This window comes from Shewanella sp. SW1 (genome assembly GCF_025653545.1).
GTDB lineage: Bacteria > Pseudomonadota > Gammaproteobacteria > Enterobacterales > Shewanellaceae > Shewanella > Shewanella oncorhynchi.
Window position 1 is genome coordinate 34,127 of record NZ_JAKKSG010000031.1, and the last position, 21,893, is coordinate 56,019.

Annotated in this window: 19 protein-coding genes, 2 pseudogenes and 1 riboswitch; of the genes and pseudogenes, 8 read left to right on the top strand and 13 right to left on the bottom strand. The window is 45.8% G+C overall.

Annotated features, from left to right (window positions below; genetic code table 11):
- The first annotated feature begins 54 nt into the window (after positions 1-54).
- Positions 55-143, top strand: a riboswitch (cyclic di-GMP riboswitch).
- 113 nt (positions 144-256) lie between these two features.
- On the top strand, positions 257-2,863 hold the full coding sequence (locus L5M71_RS21320; protein WP_263209668.1) for a glycosyl hydrolase family 18 protein: 2,607 nt from the start codon (positions 257-259) through the stop codon (positions 2,861-2,863).
- A 97-nt stretch (positions 2,864-2,960) separates the two neighbouring features.
- Here the strand turns inward: L5M71_RS21320 and L5M71_RS21325 are convergent, their stop codons facing one another.
- The gene (locus L5M71_RS21325) at positions 2,961-3,431 is read right to left on the bottom strand and encodes an FKBP-type peptidyl-prolyl cis-trans isomerase (protein WP_028761331.1); all 471 of its coding nucleotides are present in this window, start codon (positions 3,429-3,431) and stop codon (positions 2,961-2,963) included.
- 234 nt (positions 3,432-3,665) lie between these two features.
- Here L5M71_RS21325 and L5M71_RS21330 point away from each other — a divergent pair, with 234 nt between their 5' ends.
- On the top strand, positions 3,666-5,021 hold the full coding sequence (locus tag L5M71_RS21330) for a short-chain fatty acid transporter (protein ID WP_263209670.1): 1,356 nt from the start codon (positions 3,666-3,668) through the stop codon (positions 5,019-5,021).
- A gap of 82 nt (positions 5,022-5,103) precedes the next feature.
- Here the strand turns inward: L5M71_RS21330 and L5M71_RS21335 are convergent, their stop codons facing one another.
- Positions 5,104-5,583, bottom strand: coding sequence for an HPP family protein (locus L5M71_RS21335; protein ID WP_131523614.1), 480 nt, complete (start codon positions 5,581-5,583; stop codon positions 5,104-5,106).
- 276 nt (positions 5,584-5,859) lie between these two features.
- Here L5M71_RS21335 and L5M71_RS21340 point away from each other — a divergent pair, with 276 nt between their 5' ends.
- A complete protein-coding gene (locus L5M71_RS21340; protein WP_263209672.1) occupies positions 5,860-6,474 on the top strand; it encodes a TetR/AcrR family transcriptional regulator in 615 nt (204 codons plus the stop codon).
- Between the two features lie 79 nt (positions 6,475-6,553).
- On the opposite strand, the gene L5M71_RS21345 is transcribed toward L5M71_RS21340, so the two are convergent.
- From L5M71_RS21345 to L5M71_RS21360, 4 genes are all read right to left on the bottom strand, one after another.
- Positions 6,554-7,030 (bottom strand): DUF1294 domain-containing protein, encoded by a 477-nt coding sequence (locus L5M71_RS21345; RefSeq protein ID WP_263209674.1) that lies wholly within the window; start codon positions 7,028-7,030, stop codon positions 6,554-6,556.
- Between the two features lie 47 nt (positions 7,031-7,077).
- Positions 7,078-8,265: a DUF418 domain-containing protein gene (locus L5M71_RS21350; RefSeq protein ID WP_263209676.1), complete on the bottom strand. Its 1,188-nt coding sequence runs from the start codon at positions 8,263-8,265 to the stop codon at positions 7,078-7,080.
- A gap of 199 nt (positions 8,266-8,464) precedes the next feature.
- Positions 8,465-8,902, bottom strand: coding sequence for a nucleoside deaminase (locus tag L5M71_RS21355; RefSeq protein ID WP_028761325.1), 438 nt, complete (start codon positions 8,900-8,902; stop codon positions 8,465-8,467).
- Between the two features lie 65 nt (positions 8,903-8,967).
- Complete coding sequence (locus L5M71_RS21360) at positions 8,968-9,885, bottom strand: LysR family transcriptional regulator (protein WP_263209678.1); 918 nt, start codon at positions 9,883-9,885, stop codon at positions 8,968-8,970.
- Between the two features lie 136 nt (positions 9,886-10,021).
- On the opposite strand from L5M71_RS21360, the gene xapA reads away from it, so the two are divergent.
- Entirely contained in the window at positions 10,022-10,849 is an 828-nt protein-coding gene (gene xapA, locus L5M71_RS21365; protein WP_263209680.1) for a xanthosine phosphorylase, read from the top strand.
- Positions 10,850-11,061: 212 nt separating this feature from the next.
- Here the strand turns inward: xapA and L5M71_RS21370 are convergent, their stop codons facing one another.
- On the bottom strand, positions 11,062-11,562 hold the full coding sequence (locus L5M71_RS21370) for a hotdog fold domain-containing protein (protein ID WP_198573750.1): 501 nt from the start codon (positions 11,560-11,562) through the stop codon (positions 11,062-11,064).
- Positions 11,563-11,786: 224 nt separating this feature from the next.
- Here L5M71_RS21370 and L5M71_RS21375 point away from each other — a divergent pair, with 224 nt between their 5' ends.
- Positions 11,787-12,701, top strand: coding sequence for a DUF368 domain-containing protein (locus L5M71_RS21375; protein ID WP_028761321.1), 915 nt, complete (start codon positions 11,787-11,789; stop codon positions 12,699-12,701).
- Between the two features lie 227 nt (positions 12,702-12,928).
- Entirely contained in the window at positions 12,929-14,503 is a 1,575-nt protein-coding gene (locus L5M71_RS21380; protein ID WP_263209682.1) for a hypothetical protein, read from the top strand.
- A gap of 92 nt (positions 14,504-14,595) precedes the next feature.
- On the opposite strand, the gene L5M71_RS21385 is transcribed toward L5M71_RS21380, so the two are convergent.
- From L5M71_RS21385 to L5M71_RS21395, 3 genes are read right to left on the bottom strand one after another with little or no spacing between them, the layout of a single operon-like run.
- Entirely contained in the window at positions 14,596-15,255 is a 660-nt protein-coding gene (locus L5M71_RS21385; RefSeq protein ID WP_113939392.1) for a transcriptional regulator, read from the bottom strand.
- Between the two features lie 50 nt (positions 15,256-15,305).
- The gene (locus L5M71_RS21390; RefSeq protein WP_105251844.1) at positions 15,306-16,580 is read right to left on the bottom strand and encodes a serine dehydratase subunit alpha family protein; all 1,275 of its coding nucleotides are present in this window, start codon (positions 16,578-16,580) and stop codon (positions 15,306-15,308) included.
- A gap of 24 nt (positions 16,581-16,604) precedes the next feature.
- On the bottom strand, positions 16,605-16,988 hold the full coding sequence (locus L5M71_RS21395; protein WP_173243577.1) for a RidA family protein: 384 nt from the start codon (positions 16,986-16,988) through the stop codon (positions 16,605-16,607).
- A 256-nt stretch (positions 16,989-17,244) separates the two neighbouring features.
- Between L5M71_RS21395 and L5M71_RS21400 the strand changes: the two genes are divergently transcribed.
- Entirely contained in the window at positions 17,245-18,516 is a 1,272-nt protein-coding gene (locus tag L5M71_RS21400) for an amino acid permease (RefSeq protein WP_263209688.1), read from the top strand.
- 112 nt (positions 18,517-18,628) lie between these two features.
- On the opposite strand, the pseudogene L5M71_RS21405 reads toward L5M71_RS21400, so the two are convergent.
- From L5M71_RS21405 to L5M71_RS21420, 3 genes and pseudogenes are all read right to left on the bottom strand, one after another.
- Positions 18,629-20,248 (bottom strand): annotated as a pseudogene (locus tag L5M71_RS21405) (methyl-accepting chemotaxis protein).
- A gap of 44 nt (positions 20,249-20,292) precedes the next feature.
- Positions 20,293-20,703 carry a phosphate ABC transporter substrate-binding protein gene (locus L5M71_RS21415; protein ID WP_105251847.1) on the bottom strand — a complete coding sequence of 137 codons (411 nt, stop codon included), beginning with the start codon at positions 20,701-20,703 and terminating at the stop codon, positions 20,293-20,295.
- 9 nt (positions 20,704-20,712) lie between these two features.
- A pseudogene (locus tag L5M71_RS21420) lies at positions 20,713-21,663 on the bottom strand (porin); the annotation flags it as partial.
- A gap of 108 nt (positions 21,664-21,771) precedes the next feature.
- Here L5M71_RS21420 and L5M71_RS21425 point away from each other — a divergent pair.
- Positions 21,772-21,893, top strand: a 122-nt coding sequence (locus L5M71_RS21425) for a transposase family protein (protein WP_263209717.1), incomplete at its 3' end; no start/stop codon positions are given.

Here is a 21,893-nt window from a genome sequence, read left to right on the forward strand (position 1 = left end):
CAATTTTATTGCGCTTACGCTTATGCTGATATTTGCAATGACAACGTTGTCATTGTGTGTAAAAGGCAAACCAGTTGAAAAACTGGGACGCAAAGCCTCCGGTCTAAGGGTTCGTCTGTACCTATGATAGCGGGGATACCACAGGTTTTTCTTCGTGCAGTTGTCAGTCGTTTTGCATGGTTTTAAGAGAGTGCTGTTTCCTGTCTACGCTTTGTTTGCCTTATTGATTCATATAAAAATTCAATAGGGATATCTCATGTTCAAGACTCAAATTTCAACATCAGCCTTGCTAGTGGCATCAGCGCTGGCATCTACCATCAGTGCCAGCGTTTTTGCAGCGGCGCCCGGTAAACCGACTTTAGGTTGGGGCGAAACTAAGTTCGCTATTATTGAAGTGAATCAAGCGGCTACCGCTTACAATCAATTAGTTACGGTGAAAGATGCCGCCGATGTCTCCGTCAGTTGGAACCTTTGGAGTGGCGATGTGGGCAATAAAGCCCAAGTGTTGCTCAACGGCAATGTGGTTTGGGAAGGCCCATCTGGCGCGTCGGGAATCGCTAACTTTAAGGTGAACAAGGGCGGCCGTTATCAGATGCAAGTACAACTGTGTAACAGCGATGGTTGTACGGCGAGTGATGCTAAACAAATCCTCGTGGCTGATACTGACGGCAGCCATTTAGTGCCACTCAATGCTCCCCTAAAAGAAAACAACCGTCCCTATGCTAATAAATCAGGCAAAGTGGTGGGAGGTTACTTTGTCGAATGGGGCGTATACGGCCGTAAATTTCCGGTCGATAAGATACCTGCGCAAAACTTAACCCATATTTTATATGGCTTTACCCCAATTTGTGGTGGTGATGGCATCAATGATAGCTTGAAAGAAATCGAAGGCAGTTTCGAAGCGTTGCAACGTGCTTGTAGTGGTCGTGATGATTTTAAAGTTGCGATTCACGATCCTTGGGCGGCGATTCAAATACCGCAGGCGGGAGTGAGTGAGCATTCAGATCCTTACAAAGGTAACTTCGGTCAATTGATGGCACTTAAGCAAGCACATCCAGATTTGAAGATTTTACCTTCGGTCGGTGGTTGGACCCTCTCGGATCCCTTCTTTTTCTTCGGTGATAAAGCCAAGCGCGATATCTTTGTCGCTTCGGTGAAAGAGTTTCTACAGACATGGAAATTCTTCGATGGCGTGGATATCGACTGGGAATTTCCAGGGGGGAATGGCGCTAACCCAAATTTAGGTAATGCCAATGACGGTGAAACCTATGTGACTCTGATGCGTGAACTGCGGGCGATGCTTGATGAACTAAGCGCCGAAACGGGTCGTACCTATGAGCTGACCTCAGCCATTAGCGCTGGTGACGATAAAATTCAAAAAGTCGATTATCAGGCTGCTCAGCAGTACATGGATTACATCTTCTTGATGAGTTACGACTTTAATGGTGGTTGGACTAATACTGAACTCGGCCATCAAACCAATCTGTATGAAGCGAGTTGGGATCCCAATACCCGTTACACCACAGCTAATGGCGTTAATGCGCTGTTAGGCCAAGGTGTGACCCCAGGGAAAATTGTGGTCGGTGCCGCTATGTATGGCCGCGGCTGGACAGGTGTCAATGGCTACAGTGGTAATAATCCTTTCACGGGGACGGCAACGGGCAAAGTGAAAGGTACTTGGGAAGCTGGTGTGGTGGATTATCGTCAGATAGCGAACGACTACATGGGAAGCGGTTGGACTTACAGTTACGACGAAACAGCTGAGGCGCCATCTTTGTTCAAGGCATCTACTGGCGATTTAATCACTTTCGATGATGCTCGTTCAGTTAAAGCCAAGGGGCAATATGTGCTTTCTAATCAACTTGGTGGGCTTTTTGCGTGGGAACTTGATGCCGATAATGGTGACATTCTGAATGCCATGCACGAAGGTTTAGGCCATGGTGAAGGCACCACTCCGCCAGTGAATAAAGCGCCCATTGCCAATGCGGGCGCGGATGTGAATGTCACAGGTCCCGCCGATGTGACGCTCAATGGTAGCGGTTCGCGCGATCCTGAAAACGCTGCCTTAAGCTATCTCTGGACGCAAGTGTCTGGCCCAACAATTGCCATCGCAAATGCGGATATGGCGAGTGCGACTATTCAACTGGGAGCAACCCAAACCGATGTCGCCTATGGTTTTAGCCTTAAAGTCACCGATCCTGAAGGGCTATTTGCCAGCGATACTGTGCTGGTGACGAACAAGGCTGATACGCCTAATCAAGCACCTGTAGTGACTCTGGCTCCGACTGCGACAGTTGAAGCGGGTAAAACCGTCAGTATAGTAGCGAGTGCCTCCGATGCAGACGGTGATGCCTTAACCTACGCTTGGACTGTGCCCGCAGGCGTGTCGGCAACCGGGCAAAATAGTGCCACGTTAGTAGTTACTGGCCCCAATGTTACCGAAGCGACCCTCTATGGTTTGAGCGTGCTGGTTTCCGATGGTGCCTTAGATGCAAGTGCATCGACGAATCTGACTGTGACGCCAAAAGTGGTAGGCGGTGGTTGCGATGCAACCGATCCCAATGCTGGTAACTATCCTGCTTGGCAAACCAGTGTGGTGTATAACACTGGCAATACTGTGAGCCATAGTCAGTTGGTATGGAAAGCAAAGTATTGGACGCAGGGTAATACGCCATCTCGCACCGCAGACCAATGGCAGCTACTCAGCCAAGTTGATCTCGGTTGGGATGCGGGTGTGGTGTATAACGGCGGTCAAACTACTCGCTATAACGGTCGTGTGTGGAAGGCGAGTTACTGGACTAAAGGTGATGTACCGGGTGTTGCGGCGGTATGGGTTGATATTGGCGCAGCAAGCTGTCCTTAATCATCCAACATACTAATATTCTTTGAGTTATAGAGACAAAAAGCCCTGCGATAATGCAGGGCTTTTTATGACGCAATTAGGCTCATTGAAGACTGATTTAATCAATCTTAAGCAGTTCCACATCAAAAATTAACACAGAACCACCACCAATCTTGCCCGTGCTACGGTTACCGTAGGCGAGTTCACTGGGAATAAAAAACCGCATTTTATCGCCAACAACCATAAGTTGTACGCCCTCGGTCCAACCTTTAATCACCCGATTAAGCGGAAATGCGATGGGTTCGCCGCGATCAACCGAACTGTCAAACACAGTACCGTCAATCAAAGTGCCATGATAATGGACTGTCACTGTATCGCTGGCTTTAGGATGAACTGTGCCATCGCCCTGAGTTAATACTTGATATTGCAAACCTGAAGCTGTGGTGATCACACCTTCTTTGGTTTTGTTTTGTGTTAAAAACTCATTGCCTAAACGGATATTTTCTTGGGCGGCTTTTTGGCCGTTCATCGAGGTAAAGAAGTAAAAAATCACCCCAGCAATCACCACAACGGCAAGTAACATTTTCATATAAAGAGCACCTTAGTTAATTTTTGCCATATTATCAGTTTTTTAGCATCAGATGCTATCGGCACTCGCGTGTGCGTTGAGCTGGATATCTGGTGCTACCAGTTCAAACCGTTAAAAACTCCTTCAAGACTTTATCCTGCTTTAGAGATCGCTTAATCTGTGGGCTTAAGACTCAATAAAAATTCAATAAAAACAAATAAGAACTAAAATTCAGATAATAAACAAGGAAAGTCTATGTTAAACAAAGCGGCAAAACCTCTGGTCAAACTCGTCGACCGATATCTACCCGATCCTTATATTTTCGTGCTTTTACTTACCTTAGTCGTATTAATTGCTGCTGTGGTTGCCGAACATAAAACCCCGCTGGAAGTCATCAATTATTGGGGTGATGGCTTTTGGACGCTGTTAAGTTTTTCGATGCAGATGCTGTTAGTGCTGGTGGCAGGATTTATGTTGGCAAGCTCCCCGCCGATTAAAAAGCTGCTCGATGCGATTGCAGGATTCGCTAAATCGGCACCACAAGCCATTATTTTAGTGACTTTGGTGTCACTGGCCGCCAGTTGGATTAACTGGGGTTTTGGGCTAGTGGTGGGCGCGTTATTTGCCAAAGCCTTAGCTCGCAAAGTAAAAGTGGATTATCGGCTGCTGGTCGCCAGCGCCTATTCGGGCTTTGTGGTTTGGCATGGTGGGCTTGCGGGTTCGATCCCATTAACCATAGCGACGGTGGGGCATTTCTCTGAATCGCAAATCGGTATCATCCCCACCAGTGACACCATTTTCGCGAGTTATAATTTATTGTTAGTGGCAATTCTGTTTGTGGTCATGCCCTTAGTGAATCGCTTTATGTTGCCTGAAGATAAGGACAGTGTTTATGTTGACCCAAGCGCCCTTGATGACAAAGACGCCGAACTTGATTCTTCGGCGTTAGAGCTTAACCCTGCAAATATGAGCGAGCGTCAGCCTGAAAGCCGTCCCGCGGATAAGTTAGAAAATAGTCGTTTACTCGGCTGGAGCGTCGGTGGCGCTGGGCTTGTATACTTAGGTTATTACTTTTGGGTGCAGGGCGGCAGCTTAAACCTCAATTTAGTGAACTTCTTATTCCTGTTCCTCGCCATCCTTTTACATCAAACACCACGCAGTTTATTAACCAGCTTGAATGAGGCCATTAAGGGCGGCGCAGGGATTGTTATCCAATTTCCCTTTTATGCGGGCATTATGGCTGTGATGGTGCAGTCGGGTTTAGCCCAAAGTATTTCGGAAGGTTTTGTGGCCATCGCTAGCGCCGAGAGCCTGCCATTTTGGAGCTTTATCAGTGCAGGAATTGTGAATATTTTTGTACCATCGGGAGGTGGCCAATGGGCCGTGCAGGCGCCGATTATGTTACCCGCCGCACAGGCTTTAGGTGCTGATGTTGCTCGGGTAGCTATGGCCGTAGCTTGGGGTGATGCCTGGACTAACCTTATTCAACCTTTCTGGGCACTGCCCGTGCTGGCAATTGCGGGCTTAAAAGCGCGGGATATTATGGGATTTTGTTTAATGCAGTTGATGATCACAGGCGTGATTATCAGTATCGCGTTGAGCTGGTTCTAAAGGCAAAATGACAGCCAATTTTGCATTTTAGAGTAAAGTGTAGGGCAATTTAAAATTGCCCTTTTTTATTGGCGATGAATGATTAAAACCACTTTTGTGGGTATTGCCGGCGGCAAAGTAAGTTGTGATACAGCCAACCAAAAGCCAGAATGAGCGCAACACCACTGGCGACGGGCATATACAGAAAATCCCAGTGCTGCGCCGTGAGCATAACGACCAGAGGATTCGCTCCCGCGGGTGGATGCACAGTATGGGTTAGCATCATCACCGCTATGCCTAATCCGACCGCAAGCCCTAAGGCTAGCGGGGAGACTCCTAAAGTATTTAGAATTATCAGTCCAACCAAACTCGTGAGTAAGTGGCCGCAGAGAATGTTTCTCGGTTGAGCGAGCGGACTTTCTGGCAAGGCAAACAACAACACCATAGTGGCACCAAAGGGGGCCATCAACCAAATGGTTTGCGGTGTTAGCTGTTCAAGCGTCGCTAAACTACTGATACACAACGTGGCTCCACACCCTGCGAGCAAGGCCATCTTTAGATTCTGTGGATTGATTCTTTGCATCTTCTCTCCTATTAATGGCTTGTGTTAAGCCCTTATTTTGATAATGAATTGTGGACGTGAATGCTCAGAAAACCATCGCTGCTAACATGCTGTGGTGTTCCGTGTTCACTCTTGATTTCACTATTAACTTAATTTAGTTACCGAAGTAGATAGATTTGTCTACCTGTATAGATGTTCTCACGGGTAGACTGACTTGTCTACTCATGAGAAGATAGGACTCATATTTGTTAGCTAAAATTTGCTAACGAATGTTTACCAAAGAAGAGGAGTGAGTTGATGCAGGGCACTGAGATTCAGACAGGTACGCCATCGGATAAACGGCAGCAATTGGTCACTACCGCATTTAAACTGTTTTATTTTCAAAGTGTGCATGGGGTGGGGATTAACCAGATTTTGCAGGAATCGGCAATTGCCAAAAAGACCCTGTACCACCACTTTGCCAGTAAAGATGAGTTAGTTGAAGCCGTGGTTCGCTATCGTGATGAGGTATTTTATCAATGGCTTAGCGAGCGAGTGAACGCATTGCCAGCGGGACGGGAGGGCATTGGTGGGTTATTTATCGCGCTCGATGATTGGTTTAATCAAAGAGTGCCGCAACTGTGTGAGTTTCGCGGCTGTTTTTTTATCAATGTCAGCGCCGAATTTACTGAGCCGAGTCATCCTGTGCACCAACTCTGCGCCCTGCATAAACAGCGAGTGGCGAGTTTAATTGAACAGCAAGTATCGGCATTGGGCTTGCCAGAAGCCAAGACCCAATTTCTCGTTGCGGCAATAGGTTTACTCAAAGAGGGTGCGATAGTGTCGGCGCAACTAAAAGGTGACACTCAGTCAGCACTGTTGGCGTTGTCTGTGGTTGAGCAGTTGATCGATGCCGCAACTCATGCTGCTTAGAGTGCCACCCTCAGATGGCGATTCTTAGATAAGGCGCCTCATATAAAAGCCTTTGTATAAAAGCTCTTAAATAAGAGCATTAGATAAACATATCTACGGCGCCGGTTTTTATGCCATAACCCAGCACGGCTAAGTTAGCGACAACGGTGAGCCAAAAGACGTTTCTAAATGAGGCTTTAATGGACTTGTGTCTTAACAGGTTTTGGGCAAATAGAGCGCCGGGCCAACCGCCCATGAGAGCGAGCAGATGTAATGTGCTTTCTTTAGTGCGCCATTTATTACGTTTAGCGGCGGATTTATCGATGGCATAGGCGATAAAGGTGAGCAGGCTTAGTGTGAGGTACATGGCTGCAATCCCGACTGGCAGCATATGTTGCTGCGCTGCGCCGATTAAGCCAGCAAGAAAAATCACCACCAATAACAGCGGCATAAGGCTTGAGCCTGAAGCGGCTGTATTGGATTTTTGAGCGCGACCGCTTTGTGCTCGACTCTTTTGAGAACGATTGGTTTGAGGTGAAGCGCTGTTGCCCGTTTTGGCCGGTTTTTTGTTTGTCATTATCTGGTATCAATCTCGTGTCAGTGTTTTTAAGCTTGCTTATGCTCTTATGATGCCGTGTATTTTTTAAACGCGAGGTGGCGCCAAAGTTTCTCCAGCGGCCCTTGCTTGAAATAGCGTAAGTACACGCTGGCTAACAGTAATTGCACTACTGAATAAACCAGCGCCATGGCCATGTATCCCCATCTATCTAAGCTCAATAGCAATTCGGGAGCTAAGTGTCTAAACACTAACACGCCAACGATGGATTGCAGAATATAGAGACTAAACGCGAGTTTGCCAACATTTTGCAGCGGAGTCAGTATATTAGGATTATTCTGGCAAACCTTAACTATAATGTGGATGTAAATCAGCGCCATAGGAATAGCACTTAGCATGATTAACACATCTGAAAACGCAACGAGAATGGTATTTTTCGTTAAACCTAAGATGGTATCAAGCAGTGATAGCGTTACGCTTGCTAGCACTAACTTTACCAGTACCGATTTGCTAAAACCCCGCTCAAAAGTCCCCTGTTGATACAAGGCCATGCCGAGCAACATCAAGCCAGCTGTAAACCACATTATGGTAAAAGGGATCACCAGTGCCATATAGCCAACTTGCATCAATTGCTGTAATAGTTGGTCGGCATAGCCAGAGGTCCATGCACTGTATTGCTCTGCAAATAGACTCGATTCTCGAGTGAAAGGTTCATCGCTGCCCGTAAGGCTAACCAGCGTAATGATAACTAAGGCGCTTAAAATAAAAATATTCGCTTTGCGCTTAAGGGCTTCAACACTTAAATCTTTGTAACACAAAGCTAAAAATCCGCTGATGCCATAGGTGAATAAAATATCACCTGACCAAATAAAAATGCCGTGGAGTAGGCCAAATACAATTAACCATTTTAAACGTGATCGCAGTAGGGAATAAGCTTCTAGGCCTTTGGCGCTAAATCGCTGATATTGAATAAAAAGCCCGACACCAAACAAGATGGAAAACAGACTGATAAAGCGTGCCTCGATGAAAAAGTTACTGAACACTTTGATAATGTGATCCGACAGCGGCTGTGTTTCATGGGGCGCATAGCCAAAAAAAGTAATGCCCATAAAATAGATATTCATAAAAAATATCCCCAACACGGCTAAGCCGCGAATAGCATCGAGGTTGGCATTACGCTGTGCGGGTATCGTCATTACAACAGGCTGCGTGGAGTCTGATCTTGACCAAGGGTCTTTAGGTAAGTTTGCTGACACGTTAGCTGAGTTCCTTTCGCTAGTAGACATGTTTCACTTTTCACTGGAATTTGGGAGGGCTAGCCTAGCAGGCGCTAGCCCCCAATGAAATACAGCCAACACAAAAAGTAAAATACAGGAAAGGTAGAAAGTGAAATAGCGCCAACGTAAAAAGTGAAATACAAAAAAGCAAAAACGGATTGAGAAGACTGTCGAACCATTACTCGCCGATATCTTCGTTCCAGAGTGTGGGATTACTGGCGATAAAGTCCTGCATCAATTGTTTGCACTCGGCATTATCGACCACAGTGACATCCACGCCGCGGGATTTTACATAGGCTTCTGGCCCTTGGAAGGTAGCGTTTTCACCGACGATGACTTTTGGTATGCCATAAAGTAATACTGCGCCGCTGCACATATCGCAGGGCGATAGGGTGGAATACAAGGTCGCCCTTTGGTACTCGGCGGCGCTAAATCGGCCGGCATTTTCGAGACAATCCATTTCGGCATGCAGTACTGAACTGCCTTTTTGTACCCGTTTATTGTGGCCGCGCCCGACGATTTTGCCATCGATCACTAATACCGAACCAATGGGGATGCCGCCCTCGGCGAGTCCTTGCTTAGCTTCTTCAATGGCTGCCGCTAAAAATTCATCCATCTTGATATCCTTAAAATATGAACCCTGAGTATTGCACTCAGCATAGCACTCGTTTGGGAGACAATCTAAATGGTTTTGATTTGTTGCTTCAATAAGTCCCTCAGGCTATCGAGAATTGGCAGCGAAGCCATTTCTGGCCGATAAATCAGGCAGATATCGGCGGAGATGGTTTGTTTTAACTTAATAAACTTTACCCTAGGCCAAGGTTGTGAAGCATAACTTTGCGGCACTATGGATACCCTGTTATCGGCAGCGATGATGGCCATCAAGCTATTGGGCTCGACCATTTCCTGTACTAATTGCGGCATAAATCCTGCGGCCTGACAGCTGGCGATAATCAAATCGCTAGAGGCGGAATTGGCACGGCTGAGTAAGGTAAAAGGCTCATCTTTGAGTTCACTCAAGTCGATGCTTTTGCGTCTCGCTAAGGGATGCTTACTTGCCAGTGCTAACACCATAGGTTCGCTGGTGATGGTTTCGGCGAGAAGGTGCGGCAAATTTAAGGTATCGGCGTAGCGCACTAGGCCAAAATCGATTTCTTGATGTGCTAAGGCGACTTTTTGAGTTTCGGGTGATAACTCTTGAAATATCAGCTCATTATTAGGGCATTGCTTACGAAAGCTTTTCAGTATGTCACCAAATCCCATCCAAAACAGCGAGCTCATGATGCCAATCCGAATATGGTTTCTATCGAGTCGCCCAAGCTGAGCCACTTGTTCCAATGAGATATTCACCAGTTCGAATATTTGCTCGCACTTCTCTCTTAACAATTGGCCATAGGGCGTGAGTTCGACCTGACGAGTGCTGCGGGTGAATAGCTCAACGCCAAGGAGCGATTCTAGCTCTTTGATTTGTGCACTCAGCGGAGATTTCGATAAATGCAGTTGCTCGGCGGCAGCGGTGAAGTTTTTCACTTCAGCCACTCGATGGAAATACCGCAGCATCTTCAAGGTGACGAGTTCAGGTGCGTTTATCTTGCTCATCTCAGGCTCACCATTTTCTAGTTATTGTCCTTTTTATCAGCACAATAGTGCGGTTAATCGCGATTATTTGCAACCCTAAGCCCGCTTATACTGAGGGTCGCTTACTCTTTCATTCCTTTGCTATGAGGTACCTTGTATGAGCCATGATCCTGTTATTAATGCCCTTGCGACGATTCGAGCCCGTAAACCGAATTTCTCTCCCCGTGCTGCTATGATTTTGGGCTCAGGGCTTGGTGCGTTTGCCGATAATTTAGATAACAAAGTAGTGATCCCCTATGAAGAGTTAGACGGTTTTCCTGTGAGTACCGTCGTCGGCCACTCTGGAGAGCTCGTGCTCGGCAGCTTACATGGCATCGATATAGTGTGCATGAAAGGCCGCGGGCATTTTTACGAGCACCAAAGCATGAAGGTGATGACGACGCCTGTGCGTACTTTCAAACGTTTAGGGTGTGAATTGTTACTCGTGACTAACGCTGCGGGGTCATTACGGCCAGAGCGGATCGGCGTGGGATCATTAGTGATTTTCAGCGATCACATTAATACTATGCCGGGTACGCCCATGACGGGCGCAAATGATGATAACTACGGTCCACGCTTTTTTAGCCTAGCCAATGCTTATGATAAAAACCTGAGATCAGAAGCCTTAAGTGTCGCAAAAACCGCAGGCATTGAAGTGAATCAAGGGGTCTTTGTGTCTTACTCTGGCCCGTGTTTTGAAACCGCGGCTGAAATCCGCATGATGCAAATCATCGGTGGCGATGTAGTGGGGATGTCCGTAGTGCCAGAAGTGATTTCGGCGGCGCATTGTGGTTTGCCCGTGTTGGCTGTGTGTGCCATTACCAATATGGCAGAAGGGTTGGGGGACGTGCAGTTATCCCATGAACAAACCTTAAAATGTGCCAAGCTTGCTGAAGCCGACTTTATCCGTTTAATTGAGCAATTTACCGCAAGCCATTTCGCTTAATATTTTGCATAACTGTGCAGCTATATTGCGATAGGGCTGGGATTTTAAAAGCTCGTATCTAACAGTTCGTACTTAAACGTGAGCGAGCAAGGCGCCGCGCAATTCAGTTCACCGAGTGTTTTTGCGAAATACGGCTGAAGGTTAAAAAGTAAAGGGAGCGAAGCTCCCTTTTTTAAATGCTGACATTAAGTGTAAGTCTTGATTCAAAGCGTTTATTTTTGCGGTTTTTCTGAAATCCACAATTTGATATGTCCTTTCACCACAACCACTCCTTGGGTGTCGTAGGCGGTAACGGGGACCAGCATATCGCCAGGAGTCCATTGCTCTGGGGTCACTTCGGCGACACATAAAATATCGCTGCCTGCTTTAGCCGTATAATCCAAACTCATGCCCTTAGGTATCCAACGTAAATGTTTTGGAATAGAGGCTTCGGCCATCACGCCCATGGCCATTTCTAGACCATTACAAATCGCAATCACATGCACAGTTTTTATATGATTATGAACGGCATGGCGTTTTTTAATTAAACAGGCGCAATGATTAAGGCGTAATTCAGTGATCAGTGGTTTGATGGTGCCGAAATAGGGCGCCATGCGTGAAACCATGATTGAAAACAGTTTTTGGCCGAAGGGATAACGGCGAGTTTTGTGGTAGAGCGCGAGCACTTTATTAGGTTTTTGTTCTGCAGTGCTAGAAGAGTCTGTCTGGCTCATGGTCATCCTTAATAATGGTGCAAAGGGGTGTTGTTATCTTGAGCCTGTTCCAAGTTGAGCTTGGGTTGCTCTGGTCGGATGAGTGTAACATTAGGATAACAACAAATACCAGTCGGCTTAATTAAGTAAACTTCATTTCGCGGTTTTAAGTGTAACACCGTATAATTGCGGCCAATTTGTCGTGTAGCGGCAATGGCATGTTGATTTAACTACAAGGACTCACAGTGAAATATTTGCTGACGTATTTTAAGGGAATGGCCATGGGCGCTGCTGATGTTGTGCCTGGCGTTTCGGGCGGCACCATAGCGTTTATTACCGGTATTCTCGATACTTTGCTCGATAGTGTAAAACGCATTAATCCTTCCCTTTGGGGTGTAATCAAGTCGCAGGGCATAAAAGGAGCATTTGCCCATATTAATGGTGGCTTTTTAGTGAGTCTGCTGGCGGGGATCCTGACCAGTATTTTTACCTTTGCGAAGCTGATTTCTTGGTTGTTGGCGGTACATCCCATCCCGATCTGGTCGTTCTTTTTTGGGCTTATTCTTATCTCTGTTGTGCATATGCTTAAGCAAGTGAGTGGTTTCACTGTGGCACGTTTAGGGTTATTTGCGCTTGGTGTGCTGGCAGCATGGGCGATTACTGTGCTGAATCCGGTCGCGGTAGAAGCCAGTTACATGAATATCTTTTTCGGCGGCGCGATTGCGATTTGCGCTATGGTATTGCCGGGGATTTCAGGCAGTTTCATCTTATTATTGTTAGGGTTGTATCCTGTGGTCCTCGCTGCTGCTAAAAATATTCAGCTGGATATTTTGGCCTGTTTTGCTGCTGGTGCCGTGATGGGATTACTGACGTTCAGCCATTTATTGTCGGCGCTGCTGCGTAAATACCATGATGCCACTATCGTGTTTCTAACCGGATTAATGTTAGGTACCTTAGGTAAAATTTGGCCATGGAAAGAAATCTTAACTTGGCGGACCAACTCCCACGGCGAACAAGTACCTTTGCTGGAGCAAAATATTTCCCCGCTTAATTTTGAGCAAGTAACGGGTCAGCCTTCACAACTGATGTTAGCCATTGTGTGTATGTTAGCGGCGATTGCACTGGTTTGGGGGTTAGAGAAAGTGGGCAAAAGAGATTAGCCCTTTGTTACCTCAACATCATATTCAATAAAAGCAGCGAGATACGCTGCTTTTATTTTTTTGCTCATATGCTCATCTTACTTGAATCAGGTCAGCTTTCGACTTTAGGGCAATGTCATTTTAGCCCTGTTTTGGTTACAATCACAGTTCACATTTAGCGTACTCAGTCGACGTTATGTTCCAGTTTAAACTCAGTGAGAGTTTGCAGTTACGATAAGGATATACTTGTGGATAAAAAACAGGTCTCGTGGGGCGGTGTAGCGCTGGCGATTTTTGCTTTGGGTCATGTGGTTAACTTACTCATAGATAAACAGGATTCTGATATATCGCCCGAATTAAAACAGCAAATTTCTGACACGATCTTGGCTCACAGATCACCATCCACCGCGAATAATTCATTAACGTCCATCCCGAGCAATCTTGAGGTGGTCGACGATTCTACCAAAATCCCTATGCCTGCCCAGTTAGCCCAAGTGAGTCAAATCTACAGTAATCTCAGTGCATTTGCGGCACTCAAGCAAGACGGTACTGTGGTGGCATGGGGCGATGCTGAATGTGGTGGCGATATCAATAATGCCGCAGAGCCTCTGGTCAATGTAAAAGAGTTATACGCGGCGGAGAATACCTGTGGTTTTGCGGCCTTAACCCGTGATGACAAACTTATCCCTTGGGGGATGGGGATGAAGCAAGTGCTGACAGGCGTTCGTTCTTTTGTGTTGGCAGAAGGGCTTTATGCGGCCATCAAACAAGATGGTAGTGTAGTCAGTTGGTCTAATCTGGATTCAACACCAGCCGAACTGCTCTCGGGTCAATATGCTGCGCCTGCGATGACCAATATTGATTTTGTGTTGATTAATAAAGGTGCCTTTGCTGCCTTAAAGCTGGGGGGAGCAGTAGTGACTTGGGGCGATGCCGCTTATGGTGGCGATAGTCGCCACGTAGCCTCTGAGCTTAACCATGTCGTTCTGCTCTATGCCAACAATAATGCTTTTACTGCGAGGACTGCGACGGGAAAATTAGTGTCTTGGGGCGGGGTCAACGATGATCAAAAAGGCCGGGAACAACTGGCAAAACTCAGCCAATTAGCGCCTGCCGTGAAAGTTGTCAACACGGATCATGGGTTTGCGGCGCTGCTGGCGGATGGCAGCGTATATACCTGGGATGAGGGCGAATTGACTGAGTATCACGTCGCGTTTCCAGCTCGTTTATCTACTACAAAACGCGCCAATAAAGTGATTGATATTTATGCAAATCGTGGCGCGTTTGCCGCCTTAACCATCAGTCGTCAACTGCACGTATGGGGCAGTAAATTCAATGGTGCCGATACATCAGTCCTACAGGATAAGTTGCAAAAAGTGCACAAGGTTTATCCCTTTGAGGAGGGGTTTGTCGCGCTACGCAGGGATAATACCGCGATTGTTTGGGAAGGTTGGGACTTGGTAGACAAGCAACCACGTTATCAAGAAGTCACTCAGGTGAGCAAAGTGGTGGCCTATGAGCGGGAGTTTGCCTTTTTAAAACAGGATGGCACTGTGGTTGATGGCCACTCTGGACCCAAAACTGAAATCACCCAAGCAACGGATATTTTCCCGACAGGCTTAGGGTTTACGGTTAAACGCCAAGATGGTTCGATTGCGGTGTGGATGGGAGGCGAGGCTGCGTTAACATTAGATAAACAAGCCGTTGATTTGAGCCAAATGCGCGACATTCGCAGCAATTTGCTCGATGCCATTGCCTTAATGGCCGATGGCACAGTGCAGGCATGGAATATGATGGGCTTTAGCGGACATGCTGCGCAATAACAAGCGCAATCACAAGTGCAAAAATAATAAATAGAAAGGGCTAAGGTTATTTACACCTTAGCCCTTTCTATTTAGGCGAGTTTTTTCTCGCTTTAAGCTTGATTGGCTTTGATTTCCCGCAGATAGCGATAAATCGAATGCACTGAAATCCCCAATCGAGTGGCCGCGACTTGGGCACTGTCCTTGAGTTCGAAAATCCCTAACTCATGCAATTGATTGACGATTTCGCGACTCTTTTGTGAAGGTGAAATCGCGGGATTCGCGCGAACCTCATGGTTCACACTGTCGATAGTGCTATGGAGCGCTTCATCAATATTGCGGGCAAACACTTCGGGCGAGCTGGTAAGTTCGCTGCCAAGGAGTTGCTCTGGCATCATAGTGCGGAGTACTGATTGCAGTGGTGCATCCATGTCGCTGTTAATACACAGTAACCCTATGGGTTGATTTTTACTGTTACGGATCACCGTCGTAATTGATCTTAGCGTCTTACCATTGGCACATTTAGTCAGGTAAGAGTTGGAAATATCCTGACCGGTTTTGAGCTTGAGCAAGGCAAGGTTGGTTATTGGAGCACCCACTTCACGGCCTGTGACATGGCCATTGGCAATTTTGACCACAGACGGATGTTTCGCATCTAGGCTGTGCAATACCACTTCTGTGTGTTGACCATACATGGCAGCGATGCCATCGACGATATTTTCGATGGATTTCAGAATATCCAGATCACTTTGCGTTAAATCTTGCAGTTTCACAATTTCAACCTTTAGTTATTAACCCGCCAATATTCAGCGGGTTAAAATCATTATGCCGACATAATATCGATAATAGTGACATCTGTGGATGACATGCCATTGAGGATCATTTTGCCAATGTTTTTAATGGTTTTCTCTACATCGGTAGCAATAATACCTTGGCCTGAGACATTGTGACTACTGAGCGCCATCAAAAATGAGCGCACGGCCGCACTGGATGAAGTGCTAACCTTCATGGCGCAGGACGCTTTAGCGCCGTCACACACCATGCCAGAGCTGTCGCTGATCACGTTTTGAATCGCGAAACAGGATTGTTCGAATGAGCCACCAGCTAAATACACCATGGCCATAGAAGCGGCTGCGCTGGTGACGGTATTGCCACAAAATGCCGACAGTGGTGGATAATGGGACTTGATATAAATCGCCCCTAGATGGCTCATAATCAAGGCGCGGGCGAGTTTTTCTTCCGAAACCTTATAACATTGTGCCGTCAATACCACAGGGATAGTTGCCGCTATGCCTTGATTGCCACTGCCAAGATTACTCATGGCGGGCAAGTTCGCCCCGCCCATGCGAGCATCGGATGCTGCAGCAGTTAACATGACGATTTTATTCAGTAAGTCTTCACCGATAATGCCGGCGGCTATGCCGCTTTTCATGGTGCGGCCGACTTCAAGCCCATAGGGATTCGCCATGCCTTCATCGGATAATTTGCCGTTTAGCTCAGAGGCTTCGAGGATGAATTTGATCTCTTCGAAGGGGACTTCTTGGGCGAAGCGATAAATGGACTCGATAGTGATATCCACGCCTTCACAGATGGAACCAGTGGCTTTAGCTTGCGTGCTATCGACACTAAAGACGGATTCGCCGTTGAGGCGCTTTTCGGCAATAAGCGTATGGCCACCACAGATTTTTACTAAGGCTTCGCGGTCGCCTTTTTTCGCGATGACACAACAATAGATAAATTCTGCTGTTTCGGTGCGCTCAACCGTCACTTTGCCCGCATCGATAAGGGCCTGTGCTCTAGCGACTTGTTCTGGTGTGATCACGGCCAATACTTCTAAGCCCGCATCCGGATTACCCGCAATGGCACCTGCTGCAGCGGCAATTGCCAGACCGATTTTGCCAGTGCCAGGTACAAACACGCCCATAGAGTTTTTATAAAGATTGTCAGACACTTGTACTGCTATTGAATCGGGTTCAACACCCAGCAAGGCGCGGGCGACGGCGGCGGCGTAAGCGGCGGCGATGGGCTCTGTGCAGCCTAATGCGGGCTTAACCACTTGTTTAATGATTTGAATATACTGCTGCCATTGGGGTTTCATGAGCTTACAACCTTATGTTAATGCTTAGATTTTAACGTGTGCTATCGCTTCAACTTCTACTTTAACGCCCAGCGGAAGGTCCTTCACTGCAAAACAGCTACGAGCTGGGCAGTCGGTTTTAAAATAGGTTTTATACACTTCGTTAAAGGCGGCAAAGTCACTGATCTCTGCAAGATAACAAGTGGTTTTAAGAATCGTTTCTAAGCTGCCACCACCCGCTTCGAGCACGTATTTGAGATTCTCTAATGATTGAATCGATTGCTCAGTAATCCCACCGTCAACTACGCTGCCTTTCTTTTTACAAACAGGGAGTTGGCCAGAGGTAAAAATGAGGTTGCCATAGGCTGTGCCATGGGAATAAGGGCCAATGGCCGCGGGAGCACGTTCTGCGTGAATAATGGTTTTCATTGTCTCTCCAACTTGCAAATAAAATTGAATGCCTAGGTCGGCGTATGTGCAACATTATTTGTATTTTTATGTTTTATTGCAATTATTTTTTAATGAATTTCATTTTACACTGCGGTTTGTGCGCTATTTATCTCGTTTTCAGTCAAGTTGTGAGCTTTAACTCTTTGTTCAACAAAAGTTGAGTATTTTGATTGCTGAGTTTGTTTTGTTCAAATATATTTGCACAAAATAATACCAACTAGGTAAAGGTGAAATGATGGATGCAACAATTACTGCTGCACAGTGGAAAGCAGATACCTGCTTCGATAGTACGGATTGGGGCTGGATTATCATGAGTATCGGAATGGCGATTGGCGCGGGGATCGTATTCTTGCCTGTGCAGGTCGGTTTGATGGGGTTATGGGTTTTCTTACTGTCTGGCATTATTGGCTATCCTGCCATGTATATGTTCCAACGGTTGTTTATCAATACCTTAGCAGAATCTCCAGAATGTAAGGATTACCCGAGTGTGATTTCGGGTTACTTAGGTAAAAACTGGGGTATGTTGTTGGGTGGTTTGTATTTCATCATGTTGGTCATTTGGGTGTTCGTTTATTCAACGGCCATCACAAACGACAGTGCTTCATTTTTGCAGAGTTTTGGGGTCACCAAAACGTTATTGTCAGAAAATCCTTTCTATGGTTTAGCCTTGATCTGCGGTCTTGTTGCTTTAGCCTCCCGCGGTGAGAATCTTTTGTTTAAGATCTCTACTTTTATGGTACTGACTAAGTTGGGTGTTGTCGCCGTGTTAGGGTTATTGATGGTGGATAAATGGGATATCAATAATATCGGTGCTATCCCAGCCACGGGAGATTGGTTAAAAGATGCGGTCGTTATGCTGCCTTTTACGCTAACATCGATTCTGTTTATTCAAAGTTTAAGCCCTATGGTGATTTCATACCGTTCGCGGGAAAAATCCCTTGCGGTAGCGCGCTTTAAAGCGATGCGCGCTATGAATATTGCCTTTGGCGTCTTGTTTGTCGTGGTGTTCTTTTATGCCGTGTCATTCACCCTAGCAATGGGACATGATCAGGCCGTGCGTGCATCGGAAGAAAATATCTCGGCTCTTGCTATGGTTGCTCAAGGTATGCAGGGACAAACACTTAAATTGCTGAGTTTAACCTTGAATATTTTTGCGGTGATGACGGCTTACTTTGGCGTATATCTTGGTTTTAGGGAAGCTTGCCAAGGTTTGACCATGAACATGCTGCGCCGTTATATGCCTGAAGATCGTATCAACAAAAAGCTTGTGGGTTACGGCATTATGATTTTTACCATTCTATTATCTTGGGGCGCGATTGTGTTGAATGCGCCAGTGCTGAGCTTTACGTCGATTTGTAGTCCAATTTTTGGTTTAGTCGGTTGTTTGATCCCCGCTTATTTAGTGTACCAAGTACCTGCATTACATAAGTACAAGGGCGTGTCGCTGTATATCATTATTATCACAGGCTTATTGCTGTGCGTATCCCCCTTCTTAGCGTTTAGTTAACACGGATAAAGTGGTACAAAAAGATAAGCTTTAAGGAATTAAAAACCGGTATTAAGTGTAAACTCAATACCGGTTTTCTATGTTGAGCAATCATTTCGATAATGCTCTATGGTCAAAGTTTGAATTGAGATGTGGCGTTTTTCAGTTCATCGGCAAAATCGACTAATCCCTCAGAAACATTGCGAACCTGCGACAGAATTTGCAATGTCTGTTCAAATGAAGCATTCATATTGACGACGTTATCGACCACTTGATAAGCAACCGAGGCTTGCTCTTCCGTTGCCGAGGCAATGTGATTATTCATACTATTGATACTGACAATCTGCTGTTGAATTGATTTCAGTGCACTCCCTGTATTTTGAGCATTGGTTTCATTTTCCGATGACTTCGACATCGCCACATTCATGGTATTGACCGAGGAAATGGCCGCCGTTTTAAGGTTTTGTAACACATGGCGAATTTCAGTGGTTGCATCGGCTGTTTTAGAGGCGAGAGCGCGAACCTCATCAGCGACTACGGCAAAGCCTCGTCCTTGCTCACCCGCGCGGGCGGCTTCGATGGCGGCATTAAGTGCCAACAGGTTGGTTTGCTCGGCAATAGAGGTAATCACATTTAAGATAGAAGTGACATTTTCTGTATCTCTGGCGAGCTCGTTGATCGAGTTAGAAGCCGCCTGAATTCCTGTATTTAATTGCTGTGAAATATCGATGGTACGCTGAACGACTGTCATACCTTGCATCGCTTCTTTCTCCGCGACCTGTGCGGCACTGGCGGCTTGGCGGGCATTTTGCGAGATTTCGATTACAGAGTGACGCATGTCTTCCATTGAGACTTGTACTGCGCTGGCATCATGGCTTTGCCGCTGGGTGGCATGCGTCGCATCTTCCATGCGCTGTTTGAGTGAGCGCGAGCTATCAAGTAAGGGATCGGTAACATTCACCACCCTTCGAATAGAATCTCCGAGCAAGCGAAGAAATCGATTGAAGTTACTTGATACTTGGCCGAGTTCATCACTACCAGATACTTTGAGCTGATGACTAAGATCGCCTTTTCCATCGGCCAGCTCACTCAGTGACTGGGCGACATTACGCGCAGACGAGCTGATAGCGCGTGCTATGGCAATAGTGACAATCAACATCACGATCAGCAAAGCGATGCCGATGGAGAGGGTGAGCCACAAACTTTGCGCAGATCTGTCGCCAGCTTCTTTTATTGATTGTTTAAATTCGAGTACTTTGCTTTGTTTGTAATCTTGTATTTCATTAAGTACAGCTTCATAGGCTTGGGATTTTTCTTGGCTGATCTGGCCAATGTTTGCCATATCAATCGTACCCGCCAACATGCCTTTAGCCAGCTTAATCGTCATGTCGTTATAGCGGGTTAATTTAGCGGATAGATTGCTGAGTTTATTGGCTTGTGAGGGATCGACACTATCTAATTATTGTAGGTTTTTACGTAAAGATTCATACATAGTACCTGCATTTGTTAACAGGTCTTCGTCGGCAAAAGAAACCGATTGAGTGTAAAGTTCATCGAGTCGTTGGATAAAAAACACGTTTTGATTGGCGAGTTCAACTCTTTGGTAAACTTGCTGCTCCATATAATTAAGTGTGGTGCGATTTTTATTTATGGAGATGACACTAATGCTTAAGTTTAAAGCGAAAATGATGACTGCTAAAATAAATATCGCGATAACTTTTTTAAAAATAGAAATATCATTAAAGAAATTCATCCCTTGCCCCCAAGTTGTGCCGAGCTCGAGCTCGGCACTCCAATCTAAAACTCGGCAATAACTTTTACCGAATCATTGGCCTCACTACTATCAATATAGCCAATAATATTAGGGTTCGATGCAACTAATTTTATCATCTCCGCCCCACTAGTGACTTCCTTGGGTGGCGTTCCTTTGCCTGTAAATACTTTTTGTGACCAATATGACTTAAGTTGGCTGGATGACTTGCCCAGCACTTTAGTATCAAAGGTTTCCCTTAAGGGCATAGCACTGTCAAGATTGACTGGCACGGCCTGCGCTCCACCAGGAAAGGTCTTTGTTTTCCCTAGAAAAATATTTTCAATAACCTTTTGGTCGACAGTGTCTGCATTACTGGGATGAACGATGACAACCACACCAGCAAATAGTGGCATTGAGACTAAGCTGAGTAGGATTAAGCAAAGTAACTTATTCATTTCTCTCTCCTAAAATACTAAGTCAATGCCAAGACTGATGGATTTCGAATCCCCTGCGACTTTCATACCTGGGCCACCGTCATCTTTAACGTCATCATACTGAATTTTAAAGGCCGCCGAAGGATGGAAATCCCAACGTATACCTGCAGAACTTGTATGGTGAACTTCACCGCCTTCACCATCATTGAAGTCCGAATAGGAAATGTAAGGCATCACTGAATCGATACGATAGCCGAACGAGAGAAGATAAGTATCTAGATTACTCCCATCGAGATCTAAGCGGTTAAGCTCAGATAAAAAAAGGAAATTCTCATAATCTATATTAACGGATAGGCCATAAAACTTACCCGTACGTTGGTTGCTACCATTCCATTCCTGCTGAATACCACCAATATAACGTTCGTTAGTGTATTGCATATGCGTGAGGCGAATATCTAACCAATCTTTATTGAATTGAACAACAATACCGCCTATATCCTTCCATACTTCTCGGGTATTTTCGAGGAAGAAAAAATCAGATAAAAGCTTATTAGGTTCGCTATCTTCGCTACCGTAATAAACTTGTCCAGACATAGTCCAGTCGCCAATTAAATAGTTATATAAGGCGCTGACACCTGTGTAGTTAAATATTTGCCATGTGTAATTATCTGCGGGTGGACGTATCCAAGGATAAGCATATCCAACATCAAAAAAGTCACTGTAATAGTAGAGCGGTAAGCGTTTTTTACCTCCTTGTACTGTCCAATGATCATTGATCTCATAGGACAGATAAGCCCATTCAAAACTTGCCGAAAAGTCATCAGCCCCGCGGGAAACAACCTGTGCCGTGGCAGATAAACCTTCGAGTAAATCCGCTGAGAATTGAATACCAAATAAGGTATCGGGTTTGAAACTAATATCTTCATCATAGGCGCCAACGAGTGGATAGTCGGCGAGAAAGGTCAGGGGCTGATCATACTCGATCGCTTTTTATGCATAACCCTTAAAAACAATGAGATAAGAAATAGCTTGATTGATCCCGCCAATGTGATCAAATAGGTCACTTTTTCTTTGTCTTTTGACCTATATATGCTCAAACATCTCGATAACATTGCTGATTGCCGTTCCCATATAAATCAAGAACATGATGTCATTGACATCTGTTTTCTTGTGCTTAGTGCCGTCATCTCAGGCGCTCAAAGCTGGTCTGC